The organism is Micromonospora sp. DT4, assembly GCF_049841675.1.
In the GTDB taxonomy this organism is placed as follows: Bacteria; Actinomycetota; Actinomycetes; order Mycobacteriales; family Micromonosporaceae; genus Micromonospora.
Map to the genome: position 1 here is coordinate 1 of NZ_JBNCKT010000427.1, position 369 is coordinate 369.

Annotated in this window: 1 protein-coding gene; it reads right to left on the reverse strand. The window is 61.5% G+C overall.

What is annotated here, in order from left to right:
• Positions 1–369, reverse strand: a 369-nt coding sequence (locus ACLQ24_RS30430; protein WP_425895172.1) for a hypothetical protein, incomplete at both ends; no start/stop codon positions are given.

Here is a 369-nt window from a genome sequence, read left to right on the forward strand (position 1 = left end):
TCGGGGTGCTGTGGTGCGAGGTTGGCGATGGCGGTGACCCAGTCTTTCCGTTCGTTGGTGTTCAGTTGGGTGGAGTTGTTCTTGACGTGGTGCAGGGCGGCGGTTTCGCCTTGGGTGAACATGATGTGGACTGCTTCCATGGCGGCTTTGGCGCTGTTGGTGGGGTGTCCGGAGTCTTCGATGAGCGTGAGGCGCTGGTCGAGGGGGATGTCGCGGGCGTGGTTGTTGAGCAGGATCAGGTTGCGGTCGCTGGGGGTTTGTTGTTCTTGGTAGTCCAGGATGAGGGGGGCGTGTTCGGGGGTGCCGAGTTCACCGAGCAGTGGTCTGGTTTTGCGGAACCAGGCGTCTGGTTCGGTGGCCGTGATGATG